Raw genomic sequence first — 23,492 nt, 5'->3', positions numbered from 1 at the left:
GTTGATCTTCTACTTTCTTCAATGTCGGTGATGTAACTGAATCGGTGGTGACTTTAGTTGCTACCAGCTTCGCGATCGCGCTTGTTAGCGATCTTAGAAGACAAGCCGTGCAGCTGGACAAAGCCCTTAGCCAGGGTCTGGTCAAAGGTGTCGCCGGTGTCGTAGGTTGCCAGGTTGAAGTCGTACAGGGAGTGGCTGGAACGACGACCATTGATGGTGATCGAACCTGCGTGCAGCACCATGCGGATATCGCCGGTGACGTGCTCCTGGGTGGAGTCAATGAACGCGTCGAGGGAACGCTTCAGAGGACCAAACCACAGGCCGTCGTATACTTCCTCAGCCCAACGAGCATCAACGCCGCGCTTGTAGCGAGCAAGTTCACGCTCGATGGTGACATCTTCCAACGCCTCGTGAGCCTTGATCAGCGCGATTGCACCTGGTGCTTCGTAAATTTCACGAGACTTAATACCAACAAGGCGGTCCTCAACCATGTCAAGACGACCAACGCCCTGTGCACCTGCACGACGGTTCAGCTCTTCAATAGCCTGCAGAACGGTGACTGGACGGCCATCGATAGATACTGGCTTACCACCCTCAAAGGAGATGATGACCTCATCTGGAGCATTACCCAGAGCTGGATCCTCGGTGTAAGCGTAAATGTCCTTGGTTGGAGCATTCCACAGATCCTCCAGGTAGCCGGTCTCAATAGCACGGCCCCAGACGTTCTGGTCAATGGAGAAAGGAGACTTCACGGACTGCTCAATTGGAACATTGTTCTCTTCAGCAAAGGCAATAGCCTTGTCACGAGTCCATGCAAAGTCACGAGCAGGTGCAATGATCTCCAGGTTTGGATCGGTATCCATGAAACCGACCTCGAAACGAACCTGATCATTACCCTTACCGGTGCAGCCGTGTGCAACGTGGGTACCGTTGAACTGCTTACCAGCCTCAACTAGGTGCTTAACAATCAAAGGACGAGAAATAGCAGAAACCAGTGGGTACTGCTTCATGTACATGCCGTTAGCCTTGATGGTTGGCAGGCAGTACTCATCAGCGAACTCGTCTTTAGCATCAACAACGATGGACTCCACAGCGCCTGCATCAAGTGCACGCTGACGCACGTTATCCATGTTCTCTCCACCCTGACCCAAGTCGAGGGAAACTGCGATGACTTCACCATCGATCATCTTCTTCAGGTATGGAATTGCCACAGTGGTATCCAAACCGCCGGAATACGCAAGAACGATGCGGTTAGTCATGAGGTGTGCTCCTTCATATTTATGCTCCTTTTAACCACGTGGGCTAAAAGGGTGCGTTTTTAAAGAAAATTATTGTGTTGAAAGGCGTGATATACCTCGAAAAAACACTCGAGCTATACCTTACCTGCCTGCATTAACGAGCCTTAAACTAGGGATTGAACTAGCTGCGCGACTGGCTGTGCAACTAGCTTGCAGCTAGTTTGTCCGCCCGCTTAAAAGCTCCCCAAGCTCCCGACCCGTCAACGGATCACGAGCAAGAACGAAAACGGTGTCATCGCCAGCGATGGTGCCAACGACTTCTTTCAAACCCACCCTATCGATAAAACTAGCCAAGTACTGGGCCGCGCCGGGTGGAGTGCGCAACACCGCCATATTTCCAGAATGATCAGTAGAAACCAGCAGTTCATCCAGCATTCTACGCAGCTTTTCAGAAGGACCCCGGAGGTCTTCCCTACCAGTGCTATCTACTGGACCAACCGCATAGTAGGCACGCCCACCATCGGGGCGAACCTTCCTGGCACCTAATTCATCTAAGTCTCGAGACAAAGTGGCCTGGGTGATATCGATGCCTTCATCTAGCAGCAATTCAGACAATTGCACCTGGCTGGTGACTTTTTGCTTATCCAAGATCTGCAAGATGAGCGCTTGGCGTGCAGTACGCGTCACGGGATTTAAGTTTTCTGGCGTTGGACTCAGTGACATTTTCTACCTCAGTACTAGGCGATTAGCTCGGCTGATTAGCTCGGCTGATTAGCCAGCAACCACACCAGCAAAGCCTTTTGGGCGTGGAGGCGGTTTTCTGCCTCGTCAAAAACCTTGGACGCTGGTCCATCGATCACTGAAGCTGCTACTTCTTTGCCTCGGTATGCAGGCAGGCAGTGCAAGAAGATAGCGCCATCATTTGCCTTTGCCATGACCTCATCATTGACCTGGTAAGGCACAAAAGGAGTGGTGCGATCAATGCCGTCATTTTCCATACCCATTGATACCCAAGTATCAGTGATTACGACATCAGCGCCAGCAACCTCATCAAGGCTGTCGGTGATAACGATCTTCGCTCCGGTTTCCTGGCCGCGTTTTACTGCACGGTCCACGAATTCCGCACGAGGCTGAAAACCTTCTGGCGCGATAATGGAAATATCCATACCAGCGGTGGCAAAACCAATCATGTAGGAGTTGGCCATATTATTATCGCCATCGCCTAGATAAACAGCCTTTTTGCCCTTAAGCCCGGCTGGACCTTCTTCAGGGCATAGGTTTTCCACAATGGTTTGCAGATCCGCCAAGATCTGGCATGGGTGCAGATCATCAGACAGCGAGTTCACCAGCGGCACCGTTGCGGTTTCTGCCATGGCATGGAAATTATCGTGCGCGTAGGTTCGCCACACAATTGCCTCAACATAACGGGACAACACAGCAGCGGTGTCCTGCAGAGTCTCGCCTTTGCCCATCTGTGAGCTTCCCGAGTCCACGACGATGGCATGTCCACCTAGATGCGCAATACCTGCATCGAAGGAAAAACGGGTACGCGTGGAGGTTTTATCAAAAAGCACCGCCACTGATTTTGGCCCCTCTAAAGGACGCTCAGAAAAAGGCTCTGCCTTAAGCTTTGCTGCAAGGTTGAGCACCTCAGCTTGTTCTGCAGGGGTGAGATCATCATCAGCCAAAAAATGGCGAACATTGGGTTGAAAAGTCATAAGTAGTGAGGTTCCTTTATGCGATTGTCTTGGCGATAGCCTTGACAGCGGCTTCAATTTCTTCGTCGGTGATCACCAGCGGCGGAGTCAAGCGGATAATATTTTCAGCTGGAGCATTCAAAATAACGCCGTGCTTAAAACCATCAAGAACAGCTTGCTTTGCGACGTCCCGCTCCAGCACCACGCCCAACATCAAGCCCCTTCCACGGACGTCTACAACGCCGTCCACCTTGGAGAGAAGTTCCTTAAACAGCTCACCCTTGCGGGTGACTTCTGCACAAAATGCATCATCTACAACAGACAGCACTGCTTGAGCAGCAGCACACGCAACCGGGTTTCCGCCAAAGGTTGTGCCGTGTTTACCTGGAGTCATCAACTCAGCTGCCCCACCAGTAGCCAAGCATGCGCCAATCGGTAGGCCACCGCCTAACCCCTTAGCCATGGTCACAACATCTGGAACAACACCTTCATGCTGGTGTGCAAAGAAATCTCCGGTACGGCCAATACCCGTTTGGACTTCATCGGTAACCATCAAGATGCCATGCTCATCGCAGATCTCACGCACTGATTTTAGGAAACCTTCAGGAGCTGGGATAACTCCCGTCTCACCCTGAATTGGCTCCAGGAAAATAGCGGCCACATCAGTGGGGTTGGTTTCTACCAATTTGCGCAGGTAATCAGTATCGCCATATGGGTAAAATTCCACGCCACTTGGCATGGGGAGGAATGCTTCACGCTTATCTGGCTGGCCAGTCAACGCAAGTGACCCCATGGTCCGGCCGTGGAAACCATGCACTGCAGCCAAGATCCGATTGCGGCCAGTCAAGCGTGCAATCTTAAAAGCTGCCTCGTTTGCTTCACCGCCTGAGTTGCAGAAAAAGACGCGGGTTTGTGCGGCGAGGGTGGCGTCGTCAAGCGAAAAACGCTTAATGAGCTCGACCGCAACCTCGACGACCGGCTTGGAGGCAAACAAGTTTGAGACGTGGCCAAGCTGGCCAATCTGGTTGGTGACTGCCTCGATGATGGCAGGATGAGCGTGTCCGAGCGCGTTCACGGCGATGCCGGCAAGCAAATCGATATAAACATTGCCCTGCTCATCGGTGACCGTGGCGCCCTTGCCGGACACCAGCTCAACTGGCGGGGTGCCATAGGTATTAATAATGACCTGCGGCCAAGTTTCCAGCGTGCTCATTTACAGTTCCCCATCCTTATCATCTTTTCTAAATACAGTGCCCTCTGGGTAATTTTCACGATCGAAAACATCCGGCAACACCATCGTGCCAATACCGCCCATGGTCAAAAGCTCAAGCAAAACTGAATGCGCGATGCGACCATCGATAACATGCGCAGCGCTTACTCCCCCACGCACCGCATTCAAGCACGACTCCATCTTAGGGATCATGCCGGAATCAAGCCCCGGAAGAATGGCCTCCAGCTCCGTGGCCTTAATCTTGGACACCAATGAGCTCTTATCTGGCCAATCGGTGTATAGACCTTCCACGTTGGTCAGAACCAACAGGCGCTCAGCACCGATCGCTGCAGCCAGAGCTCCAGCTGCAGTATCAGCGTTGATGTTGTAGATCTGTCCATCTTCACCAGGAGCAATCGTGGACACCACAGGAATGCGACCGGCCTCAATCAGATCCATCAGTGGTGAAGCATCAACGTTGACGATATCTCCAACCAAACCGATATCAGTTGGCACGCCATCAATATTGACCATGCGTTTTTCTGCAGTGAAAAGACCCGCGTCCTCGCCAGAAGTACCCACCGCATAAGGTCCATGAGAGTTAATCAAACCAACCAAATCACGGCCGACCTGACCAAACAGGACCATGCGGACAATCTCCATCACCTCAGGAGTGGTGACCCTGAAACCGCCCTTGAACTCACCTTGCAGCCCCACACGATTAAGCATGTCCGAAATTTGCGGACCACCACCGTGCACCACCACAGGCTTTGCTCCCACGGTTCGCAAAAACACCATGTCAGCAGCAAAAGCAGCCTTCAGCTCATCATCAACCATGGCGTTGCCACCATATTTCACGACGACGATCTTGTCACGGAAATGCTGCAACCACGGCAATGCCTCAGCGAGGACATTTGCGCGCACTTCGGAGCCTAAATCTTTGATTAAGTCATTCATGCCTGTGCCCTTTTCCTTACTTCTTAGGTGCTGTACTTCTTAGGTGCTGTATGCGGAGTTGATCTCTACATAGGAGAAGCTCAAGTCAGTGGTACGAACTGTTGCCTGGCCTTCTCCTCCAGTGCCCAAATCAATTCGGACATCAATATCAGCTCCAGAAAGATCCACCTCACGAGCTCCAGGCGCACCAGTGGAATCAAGGCACACTGCTTGATCATTGAAGAACACAGAAATTTTCTCAGGTTCCATATCAGCATCAGCCATGCCGACTGCAGCCAACACGCGACCCCAGTTGGGATCCGAACCAAACATTGCGCACTTGAACAGGTTGTCACGAGCAACTGTACGAGCCGCATTGATTGCCTGTTCATTGTTAGTGGTTCCCACCACAGTCACAGCAACACGCTTGGTTACACCTTCTGCATCAGCTTGCAACTTCGCAGCAATATCGGAACATGCTGCATAGACAGCATCATTAAGATCATCTTGACTTGGGGTGATGCCACTAGCTCCAGATGCCAGCAAAAACACGGTGTCATTGGTGGAGGTTGATCCATCAATATCCAAAGTGTCAAAAGTGACTGCCGTGGCATTTGCCAACGCAATCTGAGCCATCTCCGGGGTAATGGATGCATCTGTGGTCAAACAAACCAACATTGTGGCAAGAGATGGCGCCATCATGCCCACGCCCTTGCCCATTCCACCAACAGTCCAGCCATCAGCAAACACGACGGTTTCTTTATCCACGGTGTCAGTAGTCATAATCGCTTTGGCAGCAGCTGCACCATTGTCTCCCAAAGCACCCTCAGCTGTTAGCTGATCGATACCTGTGTTGAGCTTATCCATGGGCAAAAGCTCACCGATAAGACCAGTGGAACACACACCAATATCGGAATCATCCAAGCCGAGGTTCTTTGCTACATGGGAGACAGATTCACGAGCATCCTTCTCACCCTGCAGACCATTACACGCATTGGCATTACCCGCGTTGTAAAGCACAGCTTTGATCTGGCCATCAGCAACGTTTTCGCGGCTTACCTTCACCGGTGCTGCGAACACTCGGTTACGAGTAAACACAGCCGCTGCGGAAAACTCTGGACCTTGGTTAACCACCAACGCCATGTCAGGATTGCCGGAAGCTTTAATACCCGCTGTCGTTGCAGAAGCAACGAAACCTTTCGGCGCGGTAATGCCTTTATCGGCCATGTGGAACTCCTAAGTAATTAAATGTGTTGTATGTGTTTACTGGCTGCTTAAGACTTAAGGTGCGACGCCGACCTGTGGCAAACCCGCTGCCTCATCAAAGCCAACGCTTAGGTTCATGCACTGGACAGCTGCGCCAGCAGTTCCCTTGGTCAAGTTATCAATAGCTGAGGTCACAAGAACCTTGCCCGCTGCCTCGTCGACCTCAACCTGCACGTGGCACATATTGGAACCAAGAACAGCTTGAGTTTGCGGCTGAACACCTTCGGGAAGAACATGCACAAAGGTTTCCTGTGCATAGAATTCTTCATACACTGCACGAGCTTGCTCAGCGGTAACACCTTCTTTTAATGGCGCAGTCGCAGTGGTGAGAATTCCACGAGGCAATGGTGCAAGCACTGGAGTAAAGCTCACCTTAACTGGCTGGTCAGTGACTTCACCGAGATTCTGAGCAATTTCAGGAGTGTGGCGGTGCTTACCTGACGTGTTGTACGCCTTCAGCGATCCCATGGTTTCAGAACCAAGCAGCGCAACAGATGCCTTCTTACCTGCACCAGATACACCAGTGATAGACACTACTGACACATCCGGCTCAATCAATCCTGCTTGCACAGCCGGGAGAAGAGCTAAAGTTGCACCAGTTGGGAAACATCCAGGTACAGCTACACGCTTAGATCCTCGCAGTGCTTCACGGTGACCAGGCATTTCCGGGATTCCATAGGGCCAAGTGCCTTGATGCTCTGAACCGTAGTATTTCTTCCAGTCCGCAGCATTTTGCAGACGGAAATCTGCAGCACAGTCAATCACCGTGACATCCGGTCCGAGTTGAAGCGCGATCTCTGCGGAAAATCCATGCGGAAGTCCCAGAAAAACCACATCATGGCCAGCTAAAGTTTCAGCTGTAGTGTCTTGAATAACGTGATCTGCCAATTGTGGAATATGAGGCATAATTTCGCCCACTGTGCTACCTGCAGATGATGCTGCGGTTAGTGCTCCGATTTCCAACTCACCAGATGCATAAGCTGGATGGCCTAGAAGGAGACGAAGGATCTCTCCGCCGGCATATCCACTGGCTCCTGCGATTGCAACCTTGATTGTCATAGTTACACCATACACGTTATGCATGATCATGCAAATTATTCATAATAATTTTTTGGAAAATTTTTTCCGCATCAAATTTTTAGCGAACCCGGGTTGTGAACCGGTCAGGGATCCACCCATGGGGATTGCTCTGTGGTGGTGTACGGCATCCATTCCCTTTAGCAACCCTGGTGTGGGATTGCCTCAATGGTAGATCAGTTTCTAACAGGGCGACTTCACGTTGACGACTTCTTAACCCCCGACATCACTAGCAAAATCCACCCCGGCCCACTGAAGTCGCATGACGTGAAGTTGAGCACGAGAAGACGCACCCAAGAAGTCGCTACCGTGAAGTCGCCCTCTGCGATGGCGCCAGTAAGAAGTCGCCCCTTGTACACCATCCAGATCAGATGCATTCTCAACCTCGCCAAGAAAACACAAAACCCACCTACAGAAAGAAAACTGTAAGTGGGTATCGCAAGAAGACCTTTTAGTAGCCAGCGTGTCCGCCGCCACCGCCAGGAAGCTCAGGTGGAGCATCCTGGACAGGTGCTTCTTGAACTGGAGCCTGCTCGACTGGTGCAGGTGCTTCTTGAACTGGAGCTTGCTGAACTGGTGCTTCTTGAGCCGGTGCCTGCTCAACAGGTGCAGGTGCTTGTTCTGCTGGTGCCTGCTCAGCAGGGACCTCTTCAGCTGGTACTTCAGCTGCTGGTTCTTCGACGACTGGTGCTTCCTCAGAAGTTGCAACAGCGCTAGAACTGCTTGAAGAGCTTGAGGAGGTGGTAGAAGAGGAAGTGGTGGTAGTCTCCTCGGTGCTTTCCTCAGAGTCGCCACACGCGACCAAGGATGCTGACAGTGCCAAAGCTGCAGCGGAGGCTGCCATCTTTCGGTAAATAGTCATATGTTTTCCTTCCCTAAGATTTCTTAAGATTTGATACCGGTTGCCACCTTAGCCGGAGCTTCGGTGTTTTCTGTGGGTTTTTCAGCGCGAGTCTCAACATTTAACTGCTTTCGCGGACTTTTTCCGAATAAAACTTTTAAGTCGCGGACTAAAATATTGGACTGTTTCAGGCGCCTACTCCCCTTTTTCCTCGCCGTGGCCTTCATCAGTGGATCATCGACGAAGGTGAAGAGCACCCAGGCAAGTATCACGGACACGATGAAGCACACCACTGCGAAGAACGCCCAGCCGAAGAATCCAAATTCTTTACCTGCAATGAAGTATCGCTGTACGAATACCATGACTGGGAACTGAACCATATAAAAGGCAAAGGAGATATTGCCCAAAAGTACAGCTCGTGGCGAGGCGATTTCCCCGCTTTTACCTTCAATATCCCTAACCGCCAGGGTTGCCACAACAAAGGCCATCGGCAGTGACATAATGACAGACATCTTAAAAGCCAGCGGCACGAACCACGTTGCAATAAAAGATGCAGCAAGTGCGATCAGTGGAATGGTGATGTTCGTGTTTTTGAACATTCCTTCAGCCACAAGCTTGGCGCCAAATACACCCAGGTAGAACTCAATGAGCCTGGTTGCTGGGAAATAATAAGACAGCCAATAGGATTCCAGTACTGGAATTTCTTCTTGCATAAACCACACTGGGTCTGCGTGAGCTTCTGCTACTGGTGAAACATCGGTGTCCCATAGGCGAGGCACGAAGAAGTTTTCAATTCCCTTTGGACCATCTGCATAGAAGTGAATGAAGGTAATCAGTGCGAGACTCACCAAGAAGGTAATGGCAAATGCCCACCAATTGCCCACGCCTTTAATCTTCCGAACCAGCGGAATAAATAAAGGAAAAGTCAGATAGAACAACATTTCAGCGCCGAGCGACCAGGATGGCACGTTCAATCCACCAAGAGTTACCCAGTGCGGACTCCAGGTGTGAATCAGCAACGCATTTGGCAGCCATAGTTCCAGGCGTGCGAAATCGAGCACCCAAGCAATACCAGTGGTGGTGAATTTTGCCGAAGCAACGATGAACATCGCTAGAGCAATAAGGTGCATGGGATAGATTTTGGTGATGCGACGTTTGCAGTAGTAGATCACATTTTTAAAACCCTTGAGCTGACTATTTGACCAGTAGATCAAAAATCCAGACAAGATGAAAAAGAATGTCACACCCGCAGAGCCCAGCTGCATGGGCACAAATTTATGGATCGTCGCAAAAAGCTCCGACTTTTGGAACGGGTACACCGACAAAAACACCAGTGCGTGGAGGAAATAAACAGCAAGCGCCGCGAGCCACCGCGCCCCAGTAAGCGACGGGAGGTTCGGGCGTTTGCCGGTAATGCTTTTCGACGACATCTTTAGGCGTTAACTCGATCTCGCAAGATTCCTGCAGTAACCGAGTCACCCTTAACAGATGGGTGCCACGGACCGCCGAAGATTTCTGCGCGTGCATCAAATACACCGTTGACCCATGGATCATTGGAGCAGCTTCCGTGTCCTTCGGTGGCAGTACGCAGATCAACATGGTTTACGCCCAAGATTCCAGCAGCGCCACCGATGGCCATATCCAGCTGATTCATAAATGATACAAGTGCAGGTGCATCATTTTTCACCAATGGGGTTCCACCAAGACGAACACATACCTGGCTTCCACCACGAGGCGTGTATTCCTGGTATCCAACCAAGGTGATCTCCGCGTTTGGTGCGTAGTACTTCAAGTAGTCAATGACCGGCTTCATGCGTGATGCATAGTTTTCAGCGGTGACAGCGTTTGGATCTTGCATTTTTCCAGAGGCAATTGCACGGTCTCCACAACCAACCATCACATCCAACAAACAGGTTTGTACAGACTGTAGCAAGTTAACGCTTGAACGACCCCACTGGTCGTTCTTTCCCAGCTGAATAAAGATGTCTGTGGTGTTTGGACCAATTGCTCCGCGGGCTTCAGCCTGGCGAACTTCATCAGAGAAGTGGAATCCATCAGAGTTAATGGATGCACCGGAGCAAGAGACATCGATCAAGTCTCCTGCGCCTAGACCAAGCTGCCATTGCAACTGATCAGCCCAGTTGTTTGCACCCTTCAAGCAGCCGCGCTCATCAGTGCGGAAGGGAGCATTGGTGCCAGAAGTATGGGAATCACCGAAAACAACGACCTTTGCACCACCTTCAGGAGCACGACTGTCAGCAACTCCTGCGCTGGATGTTAGTGCTCGAGTGATATCGGTTGATGAGCTTCCACCACTGCTTTGCGCCGCCGCAGGGGTCATCAATCCAGCCAATAGCGCAGATGCTGCAACTGCTGCACCGATCACAGAGGCCAGTTTTCGCTGAGCCATATTTGTTTCTCCTTTTCCCGCTCGCACCTTTTAGGGAACTGTTGTGGGACTGTTATTCGACTTTCAAAACAATAACAGGCGATCGTTGAATCAGATATATTTGCCTGCCAATCAATTCACTCCAGTCACAACAGTAACACCCACCCCTGTATTTTGGGAGACTTAGCAGAAATTAATTGATCTCTAAGCTCCCCCACTGACTAACCCCCAACAGTTCGAAAGTTCGAGATCATTACTAGGCAATTTATGAGGTCACTCCCCTAAGTTTTGGCACCCCACTAGACCAGGCGGCCAAGCCCCTTGAAGCACCAATACCAAATACCACCTGACCATCACCAATCGCCCTTTATAGGCCGTTTGAGGGACCGAAGATTTCAGATGGGTATTTGCATTACATAGTGCTTGCAAGGACGTTACGCGCGATTCTGCGAGGTCACTTTTTAAGCCCAAAAATTAAAGTTTTATGCTTCATTTCCTCTAGAAACCAAGACAGCAAATATAGAACAGATTTTTGGTCAAATATGATCGTTTCTGGCTCTGCGAATTTGATCTGGCGACCAAGAACCTTGTGAGCTCTTATGGATTTGGTCGAATGTGCTGGTTTAGAAACCGCCCCCGACCAAATTCTGAAAATCCAACCACAGCAAAGGCGCCTCGATAGAATCATCTACCGGGGCGCCTTTCCCTTTATGCGGAACTAGCCACGCATTTCTGCGTTGAATTTCTCCTTGGCAAGTTCAGCGGCCTGAAGTCGTGCCTCGTTGGCTTCTTCGTCGGTGAGGGTGCGATCACCAGCGCGGAAACGCAGGGAGAACGCAAGTGATTTCTTGTTCTCGCCGAGCTGTTCGGAGCGGTAAATATCGAAAAGCTCAACCTTTTCAATCAGTTCGCCTGCTCCTGCTTCAACGGCTGCGCGGACGTCTTCGGCTGGGATTGATTCATCGACAACCAAAGCGATGTCCTGGTGCAGGGCTGGGAAGGAGGACAATACTGGTGCTGGAAGGTTTTCCACCAGTGGTAATGCGCTGAGATCCAGTTCCATTGCACAGGTGCGAGCTGGTAGACCAGCCTTTTCCAACACTTGTGGGTGGAGTTCGCCGGCGTATCCGACGAGGGTGGCGTCGACAAGCAATGCAGCGCAACGGCCTGGGTGCCAAGGAAGGGCATCTGCGTTGGCCAGCTCCAACGTCACTCCGGCAGCGCGGGCGACGGCACGCGCTGATTCGATGGCGTCGGCGTAGGTGTAGGCGCGCCCCTTGCCCCATGGTCCTTCGAACTCAATGTTGCCGGTACCCACAGTTGCCACGTGGAGTGGTTGGGTTGGCAGGGAATCAATGAGTTCTGCAACAACGGTTTCATCTGGGCGGGAGGCAACGGATGGCATGGGGGAAACGCCTGAACCGTGCTCGAATGCGACCTGCTGAAGCCCGAACAGGGAGAAATCGTTGTGACCGCGGGCAACGTTGCGTTTTACAGCATCCAACATCGATGGCAACAGTGTGGTGCTTAGAACATTGCGGTCTGCTTCAAGTGGGTTGAGAACTCCCACTGTCTTTCGGCGCTCGTCGTCTGCGGCAAGTCCCCACACATCAAAGACCTCTGGATCCATGAATGGGCTTGGGATGATTTCAGCGTATCCGGCGTATGCCAATGCGTGACCAACGGCGCGACGGCGCTTTTGTGCATCTGATAGTCCACGACCTGCAGGTGCTTGCGGGATGATCGTTGGAATTGCTTCCAAACCTTCAAGGCGAAGTACTTCTTCCACCAAATCAGCAGGCATGGTGAGGTCACCGCGCCAGGTTGGAGGGGTTACTTCCAAAGTATCGCCGGAAACAGCGACGGTGCATCCGACTTCTTCCAAGCGAGCAATCACAGTTTCTGCGGAGTAGTCAACGCCTGCAAGCTCTGAAGGACGGGTGACCTTCATGGTGATCGGTTGCATGGCAGGGACGTCACCAACAAGTGTGCGACCAGCTTCGATGGTGCCGCCGGCGATCTCTACGAGAAGAGTTGCTGCGATATCGAGGGAAATTTCCACGATGGCAGGGTCAACGCCACGCTCGAAGCGTCGAGAAGCTTCAGAGCTTAATTTGTGGCGGCGGGAGGTGCGCGCAACGGTGATGGTGTCCCAGGTCGCAGCCTCGAAGTAGACATCAGTGGTGGTGTCAGAAATTTCGGAGGTCAATCCGCCCATGACGCCAGCCAGGGACTGGATTCCGTTGTCATCGGTGATCACAACGTCTTGTTCATTCAAGGTGCGCTTGACGTGATCGAGGGTTTCAAATTTTTCACCAGCGGTAGCGTTGCGGACGACCAAATCGCCAGCAATCTTTTCTGCATCGAATGCGTGCATTGGCTGGCCGAGCAGCAACATGACGTAGTTGGTCACATCGGTGGCTGCGTTGACTGGGCGCTGGCCAGAAAGCATGAGCTCACGCTGCATCCAGAATGGCGATTCTGCCTTAGGATCAATTCCAGAGACTTTACGCAGACCAAAACGCACAGCCTTGGTTTCTTCGCGCAGCTCAACGTTGATCAGGGAACCTTCAACGGCTGGAACCTTAACCTCAATACCTGCAACAGCAGGATCAAGTGCTGGGTCGCTGTAGGTCAAGTTGAATGCAGAAGCTAGCTCGCGGGTCAGACCACGAGCTGACAGTGCATAGCCGCGGTCAGGGGTGACGTTGACATCAAAAACAGTATCTTCAAGGCCAAGTACTTGACGCACGTCTTGTCCTGGCTCACCGTATGAAGGATCCAGGGTGATGATTCCGGAGTTTTGTTTATCTGCCAACCCAAGTTCTGAAGCTGAGCAGATCATTCCAGCAGACATGCGGCCGTAGGTCTCACGTGCAGAGATGGCGAAATCGCCTGGAAGAACAGCGCCAGGTAGACATACAACTACGGTGTCGCCTTCTGCGAAGTTGCGGGCGCCACAAACAATCGACTGCAATTCACCAGTGCCGTTGGCGTCGCCAACATTAACGTGGCAGTGGCGGATTGGCTTTTTAAATCCGGTGAGTTCTTCAATTGTTTCCACACGGCCAATAACCAACGGGCCAGTGGTTTCTGGGATCGGCCAGTAGCCTTCGGTTTCAAAACCAACGCGGACGTAACCTGAATCTAGTTCAGATGCAGGTACCTGCCATCCTTTATTAGCGTGACCGAGCAGTCCCGTCACCCAGTTTTGTGCAATCAACATGGTGGATTTAGCTCCTAAATAAAAATCGTGTGCGGGATTGGGTTAAGCCTGAATGCCGAATGGGAGGGTGAAGCGAATATCGCCCTCGACCATGTCGCGCATATCGCTTAGACCGTTGCGGAACTGCAGGGTGCGTTCAATGCCCATGCCGAAAGCAAAACCGGTGTACTCCTCTGGGTCAACGCCCACTGCGCGGAGCACATTTGGGTTGACCATGCCGCAGCCACCCCACTCGATCCATCCTGCGCCACCCTTTTTATTAGGGAACCAGACATCGACCTCTGCGGAAGGCTCGGTGAATGGGAAGTAGTTGGAACGCATGCGGGTCTTGGTTTCAGGGCCGAACAGTTCCTTAGCCAAATGATCTAGGGTGCCGCGCAGATGAGCCATGGTCAGGCCCTTATCTACAGCAAGTCCTTCGATCTGGTGGAACACTGGTGTGTGCGTTGCATCTAGTTCATCGGTGCGAAATACTCGGCCAGGGCAGGCGATGTAGATCGGGACTTCACGGTTTAGCATGGTGCGCACCTGAACTGGTGAGGTGTGGGTGCGCAGTACCTGGCGGGATCCTTCAGGTGCAATGTGGAAGGTGTCCTGCAGGGTGCGAGCTGGGTGATCAGGAAGGAAGTTCAACGCATCGAAGTTGAAGTATTCTGCTTCAACTTCAGGGCCTTCGGAAATTTCCCAGCCCATGCCCACGAAGATATCTGCGATCTGCTCATTAAGAATCGTGATGGGGTGCAGTGCACCAACTTGTTCACGGGTGGTTGGAACGGTCACGTCAACGCGCTCAAGCTCTAGGACTTCTGCGTTGCGCTTTTCTTCCAAAACAACCTTGACCTGAGCAAAGTGCTTTTCTGCGCGACCAAGTGCCATGTTGACAAAGCGGCCCGCATCCTTGCGCTGATCTTTAGGAATAGATCCTAGCGAGCGTCGTGCCTGCGGAATAGGTGCTGCATCACCCAAGTGGTCGCGGCGCAGTGCTGCGAGTTCATCTAGGTTTTGTGCACCGTCGAAAGCCTTGATCGCGGCGTCGGCCGCCTCGTTCAAACTGGCTTCGGTCAACTGAATTTCGGACACCGTGTAGTCCAGCCCTTCCCTCATGTTTATTGTTAAGTCAACTAACCCCGCAATCATACCCGCTGGGCATGAATTGGGGTTTACTCACCGGCGAATAGCGCCTTAGAAGATTCGTACAGACAAATCGATGCTGCTGTAGCTAAATTGAGTGATTCTGCGCGTCCGCGGATTGGGATGCGAACGCGGTGATCGGCTTGTGCCAGTAGTTCTGGATCCAAGCCATGTGCTTCATTGCCAAAAAGCCAGGCGGTGGGCTTGGCTAGTAGTTCATCGGCATCATCAAGGTCTACTTCCCCATCAGCCGATGTTGCAAGGATTTGGAGACCCTTGGATCGAAGCTGGCCCAATACATCAGCAACATTATTGTTTCGTGCCACCGGAATGTGGAATAGCGATCCTGCGGAAGAGCGCACCACCTTAGCGCCCAACGGGTCGACGGATTCACCTGCAAACACCACGGCGTCCGCGCCCACTGCGTCAGAGACGCGGATCAAGGTTCCAGCATTGCCTGGCTCCCTGGTTTCCACAGGTACGCTGACGAGGCGTGGTTGGCCGGTGATGGCCTTGCCCACTGACCAGAGGACGTCGTCGCAAAGCGCAAAAATGCCCGTGGTGGTGACCGTATCACTTAAGTGCTTGGCCGCCTTGTCAGTGATCGCGTGGGTGTAGACGTTCATGTAACCGGCGGTGCGGACGATTTCTTCAAAGCGTTCCGCCGCTGCTTCAGTGACAAAAAGATCAGTTGCTGCGCCCGTTGCTACAGCTGCTTCAACTGAATTTTCCCCCTCAACTAAAAAACGCTTATCTTTTTTACGTTGCGCTGCGCGGTGCAATTTAGCTGCGTTGACGATGCGCGGAGTGCGCTCAGTAAACGCCTCATTAAAGTCCAATGCCATGCCCATAACACTAACAGTTAACCGCGCGGTCAACTTTGCTCCCTATCCTTTAAAACATGCATATCGTTGCTCACCGCGGTGCAGAAGACCTGCACCTAGAAAACACCATGGCAGCTTTTCACGCCGCCTCACCCGCCGACGCTTTTGAATTAGACATCCATGCCAGCGCCGACAATCACGCAATCGTCATCCATGACCGCACTGCCGCCCGCGTTGCCGCACCCCACTCGCCCCATCGCGATACGCCCGTAGCGCGCTTAAGCGCCGCGCAAATCAAGGACATAACGCTTATCGACGGATCCCCCGTACCAACCCTAGAAGAAGTACTACTCCAAACGGACCTTCCGATCCAAGTAGAAATTAAGTCTGCAGGAGCAGTTCCCGCGGCAGCCGCTTTGCTGCAAAAATACCCCTCACATTTAGAACGTTTGCTGTTTATTAGTTTCATCGATGCCGCGTTGGTGGAAATCGTTGATCGGCTTCCCAATGCCCGCGTGGGAATTCTTCGTGATGCGTCAATGGATGACCTGAGCATTATTGATTATTTGGGTGCAGAACGTGTGGGTGCGGTTTTGCCATCGTGGAAGGCATTGAACCTGGCGACAATCGCAGATCTCCAGACCAAAGGAATCAAGGTTGGATGCTGGACAATCAGGGATGAAAATGCGTTTGGGATCGCCCAACAAGCTGGCGTTGATTACGCCACTGTTAGCGATCCCACTCGTTTCCTTGCCCCTTCTCCAACTGAGAAGCTGCGTTGGTAGTCTAGCTCTGGGTCTGGACCTTATCTGCCTTAATGGTATGTGCTGGAGCTGCGACTGTGGCGCCGATTCGGCGGCCATCAAGACCATCAAATAAATGAGTGTCCTGAGGTGCTGCGACAACGTAAATCATATCGCCTGGTTGGAGCCCATGATGGCGCTCCACCCGAATACCCAGTTGCGCTTTATCAGTATCCGCAGCGCTAATCACCTTAACGCGCATATCCTCCGGGATGCCTTCACACAATAGATCGGTGTTTGGGTTCTTCACGCCTGATGCCAGCACGTACACCATGGAATCTGCGCCCAATTCATCAATGTGGCTGACTTCTCCCAACACAGCGCCTGACTCATTGGCGGAGGTTATGTACATATTTTCAGGACGAGCTCCCACAATAACCGGACGCCCCTCAAAGTGATCAGGGTTGCTGCGCACCTCCGCTGCTACCTCCTCAGGCACCGAGATCTGAATTCCAGTGCCCAAAGAAACTTTGTCGCCACGAATGGTTCCCTCAATTAAGTTCATGGAAGGAGAACCAATGAAGCTAGCCACAAAAGCATTGGCTGGGTAATCATAAAGGTTCTGCGGAGTATCCACCTGCTGCAGCACACCATGCAAAAGGACTGCAACGCGGTCACCCATGGTCATTGCCTCAACCTGATCGTGAGTCACATACACCGTGGTCACGCCCATGCGTCGCTGCAAAGCAGAGATCTCAGCGCGGGTGGACACACGCAGCTTGGCATCCAGGTTGGACAATGGCTCATCCATGCAAAACACTGACGGCTCACGCACAATCGCACGACCCATGGCCACACGTTGACGCTGACCACCAGACAAGGCTGCAGGCTTGCGATCAAGATAGGGATCAAGCTGCAAAATCCGTGAAGCTTCAGCAACACGCTTTTCAATTTCAGCCTTGGCCACCTTCTGGTTCTTCAACGCAAAACCCATGTTGTCCCGCACAGTCATATTTGGGTACAGCGCGTAGCTTTGAAAAACCATAGCGATGTCACGATCCTGCGGACGCAATTCTGTGGCGTCTTTACCATCGATGAGTAGACGTCCTTCGTCGATAGGCTCTAAACCTGCAAGCATGCGCAAAGAAGTCGACTTTCCGCATCCTGAAGGGCCAACTAAAACTAGAAATTCGCCATCAGCGATGTCCAAATTTAGCTTGTCGACGGCCGGGCGTGCGCCCGGCGTGTACCTGCGTGTGACGTTTTCAAAGACGATTGACGCCATGTCACAGCCTCCTTAACTTTGGTAGTGCGAAATTAGATCAGTGGTTCGATGTCACGGGTGTAGATCGTGTTGAGCTGAGTTTCAACCTCAGCCAACGTGACATCGATATCTGCACCAGTCAGGCAGATCCTCTCCAGGGCATCACCAATGGTGCGGTCACCGTTTGGCAAAAGCACACGGAAGTTGTCCTGAGAACGAGTGTCAGGCAACTGCTCAACGGCGACGTTGTAGGCAGGGTTTTCCTCTAAGAACGCAGCGTGATCTGGATCAGATGCGGCATCTTTTCGAACTGGAACATATCCGGTTTCACGGGACCAGTAGCCGGTGTTCGCTGTGTTGGTGAGGAAGTCGATGAACTTCAAAGCATTGTCCTGGCGCTGCTCGGAAATACCAGATGGAATACCAAGGCCTGCACCACCAGTTGGGCACGCGCCCTCGCCGGTTGGGTTTGGAAGAGCTGCGACACCCCAGTTGAAGTTTGCTGCACCTGCAACAGACGACAGATCACCAGTGGACTGGATGCACGAACCAATCAGACCGGTTGCGAACTCATTTGTGACATCGGTAGATACGGTTGCGAAGCCTTCATCAACGGTGGACTTAAGCCATTCCACTGCACGGATGGTCTCTGGGGTGGTCAAACGAGACTCCCAGCCCTCAGAGTAGTTGCCGCCCAAAGACCACATTGGGCCTTCGAAAGTCCACGATAGATAGTTGGTGGCATCTCCCCAACCGTGTGCGAATCCACTTCCCATTGCCTCCTGCAGCTTTGGACCCCACTCGGAGAACTCTTCCCAGGAATTAGGACCACGATCTTCCAAACCAGCCTTCGCCCACAGATCCTTGTTGTAGTAGAAGAGAACAGTGGAGCGCGCGAAAGGAAGACCATAGTGTCCGCCATCGTGAGCGTAGTCGTTGAACAGGGAATCAACGTACGTAGAGGTATCAATGTTGTTACGGCTAGCAACCTCATCAATGTTGACAGTTGCACCGTTGATAGCGAAGTTGAACCACTCGGTATCAGAAAGAACGACGAGGTCAGGAAGGTCTCCACCGGAAAGGGCCGCGTTGAACTTCTGGGACACCTCAGCATAGTTAGCGCCAGCATCAACTAGCTGCACCTTCAGATCCGGGTTTTCAGCTTCGAACCGAGAAATCAATTCCAACTCAACATCTTTGGAGTTCGCAGGGTGGTTGGACCACCACACGATCGTATTGGTGTCTCCTTCTGCATTGCCGGAAGAAGTAGTACTTCCACCAGTTCCAGCACAGGCAGCCAAAGTTGCGCCTGCACCAGCAACAGTTGCTGCGGCTAGGAAGTGACGACGAGAAATCTGAGCCATTGTTTCAATCCTTTTAAATAGTATGGGGTGGTTGGTTTTGAGGGTTTTTTAGCCCTTGACGGCGCCAGAAATAAGGCCCTTGATCATGTATTGCTGCAAAGCCAAGAACATAAGCAGCACAGGAAGCATGGTCATGATCGTTGCGGCCATGACAGGTCCCCAGTTGGAGACACCTTCATTGTTTTGAAGCATGGTCAAACCAATGGGCAATGTCGCTGAATTAGCGGTTTCTGCCATGAGGAATGGCCATAAGTATTGGTTCCATTCATTGACCACTGTGATCATGGAAAACGCCACCAAGGTGGGCATAGAGATCGGCAACAGTACTTTCCACAGCAATCTAAAATGCCCGCAGTGATCCATTCGTGCAGCTTCAATAAGCTCTGAAGGAATCGACATAAAGTGGTTGCGCATCAGGAAAGTTCCGAAAGCAATACCGGCAAGTGGAACAATGATGCCCTGGTAGGTATCGCGCCATCCCAGCTGACTGACCAATGCGTAGTTAGAAATGACAGTTACTTCAGAAGGCACCATCAGCGCTGAGATAACCAGCAGGAACACCAGGTTTCGACCAGGGAAACGCAGAATGGACAACGCGTACGCAGAGATCACACCGAGAACAATCTTCAACATGCACAAGATAACCGTGATGATGATCGAGTTTCGGAAGTAGTTCAGAAACGGAACGCGCTCAAAAACATTGACATAGTTGTCCAGATTGAATTCTGATGGAAACCACGTCACCGGCTGGGTATAAATCTCCGACTGCTGTTTAAAACTAGTTAGCACGATAAACACCAAGGGCAAGCCAATGAACAAAATGGCAGCAATCATGCCGACATAGCCCATGACCTTGACCAAAACGTTCTTATCAGTGGCGATCATTTCTGCTTGTTCTCCTTATCCATGTATCGAACCTGGATAACGGTGATAATCAGCAGCAACAGGAACAAAATCGTTGCGATTGTGGCACCATAACCCGCGCGGTAGTTAGTGAAAGTCTCGGTATAAACCTGGTAAACCAAGGTGGTTGTACCGTTTCCTAACGGGCCACCGCGAGTCATGGTGTGAATGATGTCGAACACCTGAACAGAATTCAGCGTGACCGTAATCGAGAGGAAAAACGTAGTCGGGCGAAGCTGTGGAAGCGTAACCTTCCAAAAACGTGTCCACGCGTTTGCACCATCCACCGCTGCGGCCTCAGACAAATCCTTATTCAATCCCTGCAATGCAGCCAGGTAGATCACGAAGGAATAACCCAAGTTCTTCCACACAAAAGTGAAAGTCACCATGAATAATGCCCAGTTGGGGTCTTGATAAAACTGTGGCGAATCAACGCCAATACGTCCCAGTAAGTCCTGAACCAAACCAAAGTTGGGATCAAAAACGAACTGGAAAGCAACACCAATGGCAGCGCCGGAAATAACAAACGGTGCAAACACCATGGAGCGCACAAAGTTACGGCCGAAAAGCTTCTGGTCCAACAGCATGGCCAGAAGCAAACCGAGCACCATCGAACCAATCACAGCACATGCCGTGAAGATCAGGGTGTTTAAAATTACCTGGAATGTATCACCACGCGTGAAGAACTCTACGTAGTTATCAAATCCAATGAATGTTGATGTGGGTGAGGAAATATTCCAGTTGAAAAAAGACAACCGGAAGTTATCTAACAGTGGCCGATACGTAAAAATAGCCAATAGAAGCAAGTTTGGTGCAAGAAGTGCGGCGGCAAGCCACCATTCTGTCCGCCTTGATCGTTTGGCGCGTTTACGTAGCTTATCCACCTCTGGTTCAGAAATTAATGTGGACACGAGCCGAAATGTTATGCCAGCCAAGTGTCCGATTAGTGTTTTCTAATTGAATAGTTTTCAACCGAAACCAACATGACGCGTAAATAAGATGACCTTTAGGTGAATAAACCAGTTTTTCAGTTTTCTTTCCTTGAAAGCCCACTATTTAAATATGTATTATCGCGTAGCTCGGTGTAGCCCGCTCCCCTGGCCTTAACGATGCCCGCGTACAAGCTGGCGAGATAGATGGTCAAACACGCCCAAGAAGTAACCGTTCCCAAGAAAACCAGTGGCCGTGGAGTAGCTAAAACGCTCAGCACGGATCAAAGCAGTTATCATCATTCGAGCAGTTTCCACATCCATTGCATCCCACTTGTTTGGTGTTTCTAACTCCCTCCAGTAGTTGCCCTCTTCCCAGTCCATCCAATCGAAAACGATCATTAATCCTGAACCCCACGCAAAGTCAAACATTTCTGAGATCAATGGAGAATAGATCTCCTCAAGGATCCGTTTCTTTTCCATGTCATATTCTGGGTTGTTTCGAACTATAGGATGCGCAACTTGAAGCTCCTTGAATCGTTCGTAGATGTCAACCATGTGATTGACTGCCTCATCACTAAAAGTGAATCGTTCACCTTCTTGGCTAGGACCGACTTCTTCCCAACCAAATTCCCTATTTTTCCTCATGATTCCTCCCCATGGGTCGGTTCGATAACAACACTCGGAACCATATCGGCTGGGGTGGACATGATGGATGAATCACAGAACATTATTAGTGCAAAGTTCCGAATAATCACGCGGTTTATTTCGCATCATTTATACGGCCATTTAAGGGGTTCGGTTTCCAGAATGGGTATTTGTATCACCAGGGCTTCAAAAGGCTCTTAGAAGCGATTCTGGAAAGGCATATTTTTTAAGGACCAACTCAAATCTCGGGGCAAACTCGATCGAAACCAAACGTACGTGTCAAGATTTTGGATTTTTAAGAATCTTTGTCACGAGTGTTTGGTTAGCAGCTTGGTTAGCAGCATCACAAACCAGACAGGCATATCACGATTTTCGAAAAATCAAGAATCTTGGCACGCCTGTTTGGTTTTTGAAAAGGGCACCACCCGATCGGCTATAGAACCCAATGTCAGACTCCGTCCACAAGCTTGGCAAACCGCAAGACATCCACCCCAGAAATAGAAAAAGACCTGTCCCCCGCCACCGTTAAAGTGACAGGACACAGGTCTAATCGCAATAAAGCTTAAGCAGCCTTTGGAGCGTTAACGTCCTCAGGAAGTGCAGCCTTTGCAGCCTCGCAGATTGCGGAGAAGGTTGCAAAGTCGTTGACTGCGAGATCAGCGAGGATCTTGCGGTCGACGTCGATCTCAGCAAGGCGAAGGCCCTGGATGAGACGGTTGTAGGTGATGCCGTTCATGCGTGCAGCAGCGTTGATACGCTGGATCCACAGCTTACGGAACTCGCTCTTACGGGCGCGACGATCGCGGTAAGAGTAAGTCATGGAGTGCAGCCACTGCTCCTTAGCCTTACGGTAAAGGCGTGAGCGCTGGCCGCGGTAGCCCTTTGCGGACTTCAGAATTTCGCGACGCTTCTTCTTGGCGTTGACGGACCGCTTGACACGTGCCACGGTGGTACTTCCTTAAAATCTTGTCTTGAAAGGTGGAGGGGTTTTAGGCGAAGGTTCTAACTTAAGCCTTGCCGAGCAGGCGCTTCATGCGCTTGGTGTCGGCCTTGTCAACCTCAACGATGCCCTTCAGGCGACGGGTGCGGGTGGATGGCTTGCCTTCGAGAAGGTGGCGGCGGTTAGCCTGCTCGCGAACGAGCTTTCCGGAGCCAGTCACCTTGACGCGCTTTGCGGTGCCCTTGTGGGTCTTGTTCTTCATGAAAGTTGTCCTTAAACCCTAAACGTGATTATTTCTTGCCCTTGCGCACTGGACCGAGAACCATTGTCATGTTTCGTCCGTCCTGCTTTGCGCGGGTTTCCACGATGCCGAAATCTGCAACATCGTTTGCCAGGCGCTCGAGGAGCCTGTAGCCAAGCTCTGGGCGAGCCTGCTCACGACCACGGAACATGATCGTGACCTTGACCTTTGATCCCTTTTCGAGGAATCGGATCACATTGCTCTTCTTCGTCTCGTAATCGTGATCATCGATCTTGGGACGAAGCTTTTGCTCTTTGACCACGGTCTGCTGCTGATTCTTGCGTGACTCACGGGCTTTTTGAGCCTGTTCGTACTTGAACTTTCCGTAATCCATGATCTTGCAGACCGGAGGTTTGGCGTTGGGTGCGACCTCGACCAGGTCTAGGTCTGCGTCGAATGCGAGCTTGCGGGCATCTTCAATGCGAACGATGCCTACCTGCTCACCGTTAGGTCCGACGAGGCGGACTTCGGGAACTCGGATGCGCTCATTAATGCGAGCTTCAGCGCTGATGTGGACTCCTCTGTTAGCAGTGCGGGAAAATTTGACGTACCGAACCACTTGAGA

The 23,492-nt window shown here is 51.6% G+C and carries 22 protein-coding genes; 1 reads left to right on the top strand and 21 read right to left on the bottom strand.

What is annotated here, in order from left to right; translation table 11 throughout:
* Positions 1-53: 53 nt before the first annotated feature.
* The 13 genes from N24_RS07575 to N24_RS07505 all read right to left on the bottom strand — a co-directional run bounded on the left by N24_RS07575 (position 54) and on the right by N24_RS07505 (position 15,856).
* Positions 54-1,259 (bottom strand): argininosuccinate synthase, encoded by a 1,206-nt coding sequence (locus tag N24_RS07575; RefSeq protein WP_096455745.1) that lies wholly within the window; start codon positions 1,257-1,259, stop codon positions 54-56.
* A 195-nt stretch (positions 1,260-1,454) separates the two neighbouring features.
* On the bottom strand, positions 1,455-1,961 hold the full coding sequence (locus N24_RS07570) for an arginine repressor (RefSeq protein ID WP_096455743.1): 507 nt from the start codon (positions 1,959-1,961) through the stop codon (positions 1,455-1,457).
* A 35-nt stretch (positions 1,962-1,996) separates the two neighbouring features.
* Positions 1,997-2,956, bottom strand: coding sequence for an ornithine carbamoyltransferase (gene argF / locus N24_RS07565; RefSeq protein ID WP_096455741.1), 960 nt, complete (start codon positions 2,954-2,956; stop codon positions 1,997-1,999).
* A 16-nt stretch (positions 2,957-2,972) separates the two neighbouring features.
* On the bottom strand, positions 2,973-4,148 hold the full coding sequence (locus tag N24_RS07560; RefSeq protein ID WP_096455739.1) for an acetylornithine transaminase: 1,176 nt from the start codon (positions 4,146-4,148) through the stop codon (positions 2,973-2,975).
* Positions 4,149-5,102 carry an acetylglutamate kinase gene (argB, locus tag N24_RS07555; RefSeq protein ID WP_096455737.1) on the bottom strand — a complete coding sequence of 318 codons (954 nt, stop codon included), beginning with the start codon at positions 5,100-5,102 and terminating at the stop codon, positions 4,149-4,151.
* 39 nt (positions 5,103-5,141) lie between these two features.
* Positions 5,142-6,308 carry a bifunctional glutamate N-acetyltransferase/amino-acid acetyltransferase ArgJ gene (gene argJ / locus N24_RS07550; RefSeq protein ID WP_096455735.1) on the bottom strand — a complete coding sequence of 389 codons (1,167 nt, stop codon included), beginning with the start codon at positions 6,306-6,308 and terminating at the stop codon, positions 5,142-5,144.
* A gap of 54 nt (positions 6,309-6,362) precedes the next feature.
* The gene (argC, locus tag N24_RS07545) at positions 6,363-7,406 is read right to left on the bottom strand and encodes an N-acetyl-gamma-glutamyl-phosphate reductase (RefSeq protein ID WP_167382058.1); all 1,044 of its coding nucleotides are present in this window, start codon (positions 7,404-7,406) and stop codon (positions 6,363-6,365) included.
* Positions 7,407-7,875: 469 nt separating this feature from the next.
* Positions 7,876-8,286, bottom strand: a complete 411-nt coding sequence (locus N24_RS07535; RefSeq protein ID WP_096455729.1) for a hypothetical protein — start codon at positions 8,284-8,286, stop codon at positions 7,876-7,878.
* A gap of 23 nt (positions 8,287-8,309) precedes the next feature.
* Positions 8,310-9,695: an acyltransferase family protein gene (locus tag N24_RS07530; protein WP_096455727.1), complete on the bottom strand. Its 1,386-nt coding sequence runs from the start codon at positions 9,693-9,695 to the stop codon at positions 8,310-8,312.
* Between the two features lie 2 nt (positions 9,696-9,697).
* The gene (locus N24_RS07525; protein ID WP_096455725.1) at positions 9,698-10,675 is read right to left on the bottom strand and encodes an SGNH/GDSL hydrolase family protein; all 978 of its coding nucleotides are present in this window, start codon (positions 10,673-10,675) and stop codon (positions 9,698-9,700) included.
* A gap of 697 nt (positions 10,676-11,372) precedes the next feature.
* On the bottom strand, positions 11,373-13,880 hold the full coding sequence (pheT, locus tag N24_RS07515) for a phenylalanine--tRNA ligase subunit beta (protein WP_096455721.1): 2,508 nt from the start codon (positions 13,878-13,880) through the stop codon (positions 11,373-11,375).
* Between the two features lie 42 nt (positions 13,881-13,922).
* The gene (gene pheS, locus N24_RS07510) at positions 13,923-14,984 is read right to left on the bottom strand and encodes a phenylalanine--tRNA ligase subunit alpha (protein ID WP_197702381.1); all 1,062 of its coding nucleotides are present in this window, start codon (positions 14,982-14,984) and stop codon (positions 13,923-13,925) included.
* Between the two features lie 56 nt (positions 14,985-15,040).
* Positions 15,041-15,856 carry a TrmH family RNA methyltransferase gene (locus tag N24_RS07505; protein ID WP_167382057.1) on the bottom strand — a complete coding sequence of 272 codons (816 nt, stop codon included), beginning with the start codon at positions 15,854-15,856 and terminating at the stop codon, positions 15,041-15,043.
* Between the two features lie 56 nt (positions 15,857-15,912).
* Here N24_RS07505 and N24_RS07500 point away from each other — a divergent pair, with 56 nt between their 5' ends.
* Positions 15,913-16,620, top strand: coding sequence for a glycerophosphodiester phosphodiesterase (locus N24_RS07500; protein ID WP_096455715.1), 708 nt, complete (start codon positions 15,913-15,915; stop codon positions 16,618-16,620).
* 1 nt (position 16,621) lies between these two features.
* Here the strand turns inward: N24_RS07500 and N24_RS07495 are convergent, their stop codons facing one another.
* The 8 genes from N24_RS07495 to infC form a co-directional block, all read right to left on the bottom strand.
* Positions 16,622-17,863, bottom strand: coding sequence for an ABC transporter ATP-binding protein (locus N24_RS07495; protein WP_096455713.1), 1,242 nt, complete (start codon positions 17,861-17,863; stop codon positions 16,622-16,624).
* A gap of 32 nt (positions 17,864-17,895) precedes the next feature.
* Positions 17,896-19,206, bottom strand: a complete 1,311-nt coding sequence (locus tag N24_RS07490; RefSeq protein ID WP_096455711.1) for an ABC transporter substrate-binding protein — start codon at positions 19,204-19,206, stop codon at positions 17,896-17,898.
* A 48-nt stretch (positions 19,207-19,254) separates the two neighbouring features.
* Positions 19,255-20,091, bottom strand: coding sequence for a carbohydrate ABC transporter permease (locus N24_RS07485; RefSeq protein ID WP_096455709.1), 837 nt, complete (start codon positions 20,089-20,091; stop codon positions 19,255-19,257).
* A complete protein-coding gene (locus N24_RS07480) occupies positions 20,088-21,020 on the bottom strand; it encodes a carbohydrate ABC transporter permease (RefSeq protein WP_167382056.1) in 933 nt (310 codons plus the stop codon). The genes N24_RS07485 and N24_RS07480 overlap by 4 nt, the downstream gene beginning before the upstream one ends.
* Before the next feature lie 192 nt (positions 21,021-21,212).
* The gene (locus N24_RS07475) at positions 21,213-21,686 is read right to left on the bottom strand and encodes a DUF6508 domain-containing protein (RefSeq protein WP_096455707.1); all 474 of its coding nucleotides are present in this window, start codon (positions 21,684-21,686) and stop codon (positions 21,213-21,215) included.
* A gap of 562 nt (positions 21,687-22,248) precedes the next feature.
* Positions 22,249-22,632 (bottom strand): 50S ribosomal protein L20, encoded by a 384-nt coding sequence (rplT, locus tag N24_RS07470; protein WP_053544784.1) that lies wholly within the window; start codon positions 22,630-22,632, stop codon positions 22,249-22,251.
* Between the two features lie 61 nt (positions 22,633-22,693).
* Positions 22,694-22,888 (bottom strand): 50S ribosomal protein L35, encoded by a 195-nt coding sequence (gene rpmI / locus N24_RS07465; protein ID WP_096455705.1) that lies wholly within the window; start codon positions 22,886-22,888, stop codon positions 22,694-22,696.
* Between the two features lie 28 nt (positions 22,889-22,916).
* Positions 22,917-23,486, bottom strand: a complete 570-nt coding sequence (gene infC, locus N24_RS07460; protein ID WP_096455703.1) for a translation initiation factor IF-3 — start codon at positions 23,484-23,486, stop codon at positions 22,917-22,919.
* Positions 23,487-23,492: the final 6 nt, after the last annotated feature.

Origin of the sequence: Corynebacterium suranareeae (genome assembly GCF_002355155.1) — a bacterium.
Lineage (GTDB): Bacteria > Actinomycetota > Actinomycetes > Mycobacteriales > Mycobacteriaceae > Corynebacterium > Corynebacterium suranareeae.
This window is presented reverse-complemented; position numbering and strand designations above follow the sequence as displayed.

Coding starts and splice junctions, on each gene's coding strand:
- N24_RS07495 (WP_096455713.1), bottom strand. CDS start 17,863: ATGGCGTCAATCGTCTTTGAAAACGTCACACGCAGGTACACGCCGGGC.
- N24_RS07490 (WP_096455711.1), bottom strand. CDS start 19,206: ATGGCTCAGATTTCTCGTCGTCACTTCCTAGCCGCAGCAACTGTTGCT.
- N24_RS07570 (WP_096455743.1), bottom strand. CDS start 1,961: ATGTCACTGAGTCCAACGCCAGAAAACTTAAATCCCGTGACGCGTACT.
- N24_RS07500 (WP_096455715.1), top strand. CDS start 15,913: ATGCATATCGTTGCTCACCGCGGTGCAGAAGACCTGCACCTAGAAAAC.
- pheS (WP_197702381.1), bottom strand. CDS start 14,984: ATGAGGGAAGGGCTGGACTACACGGTGTCCGAAATTCAGTTGACCGAA.
- N24_RS07530 (WP_096455727.1), bottom strand. CDS start 9,695: ATGTCGTCGAAAAGCATTACCGGCAAACGCCCGAACCTCCCGTCGCTT.
- argJ (WP_096455735.1), bottom strand. CDS start 6,308: ATGGCCGATAAAGGCATTACCGCGCCGAAAGGTTTCGTTGCTTCTGCA.
- N24_RS07535 (WP_096455729.1), bottom strand. CDS start 8,286: ATGACTATTTACCGAAAGATGGCAGCCTCCGCTGCAGCTTTGGCACTG.
- N24_RS07525 (WP_096455725.1), bottom strand. CDS start 10,675: ATGGCTCAGCGAAAACTGGCCTCTGTGATCGGTGCAGCAGTTGCAGCA.
- rpmI (WP_096455705.1), bottom strand. CDS start 22,888: ATGAAGAACAAGACCCACAAGGGCACCGCAAAGCGCGTCAAGGTGACT.
- N24_RS07475 (WP_096455707.1), bottom strand. CDS start 21,686: ATGAGGAAAAATAGGGAATTTGGTTGGGAAGAAGTCGGTCCTAGCCAA.
- argB (WP_096455737.1), bottom strand. CDS start 5,102: ATGAATGACTTAATCAAAGATTTAGGCTCCGAAGTGCGCGCAAATGTC.
- N24_RS07485 (WP_096455709.1), bottom strand. CDS start 20,091: ATGATCGCCACTGATAAGAACGTTTTGGTCAAGGTCATGGGCTATGTC.
- argF (WP_096455741.1), bottom strand. CDS start 2,956: ATGACTTTTCAACCCAATGTTCGCCATTTTTTGGCTGATGATGATCTC.
- pheT (WP_096455721.1), bottom strand. CDS start 13,880: ATGTTGATTGCACAAAACTGGGTGACGGGACTGCTCGGTCACGCTAAT.
- N24_RS07505 (WP_167382057.1), bottom strand. CDS start 15,856: ATGGCATTGGACTTTAATGAGGCGTTTACTGAGCGCACTCCGCGCATC.
- N24_RS07575 (WP_096455745.1), bottom strand. CDS start 1,259: ATGACTAACCGCATCGTTCTTGCGTATTCCGGCGGTTTGGATACCACT.
- argC (WP_167382058.1), bottom strand. CDS start 7,406: ATGACAATCAAGGTTGCAATCGCAGGAGCCAGTGGATATGCCGGCGGA.
- N24_RS07560 (WP_096455739.1), bottom strand. CDS start 4,148: ATGAGCACGCTGGAAACTTGGCCGCAGGTCATTATTAATACCTATGGC.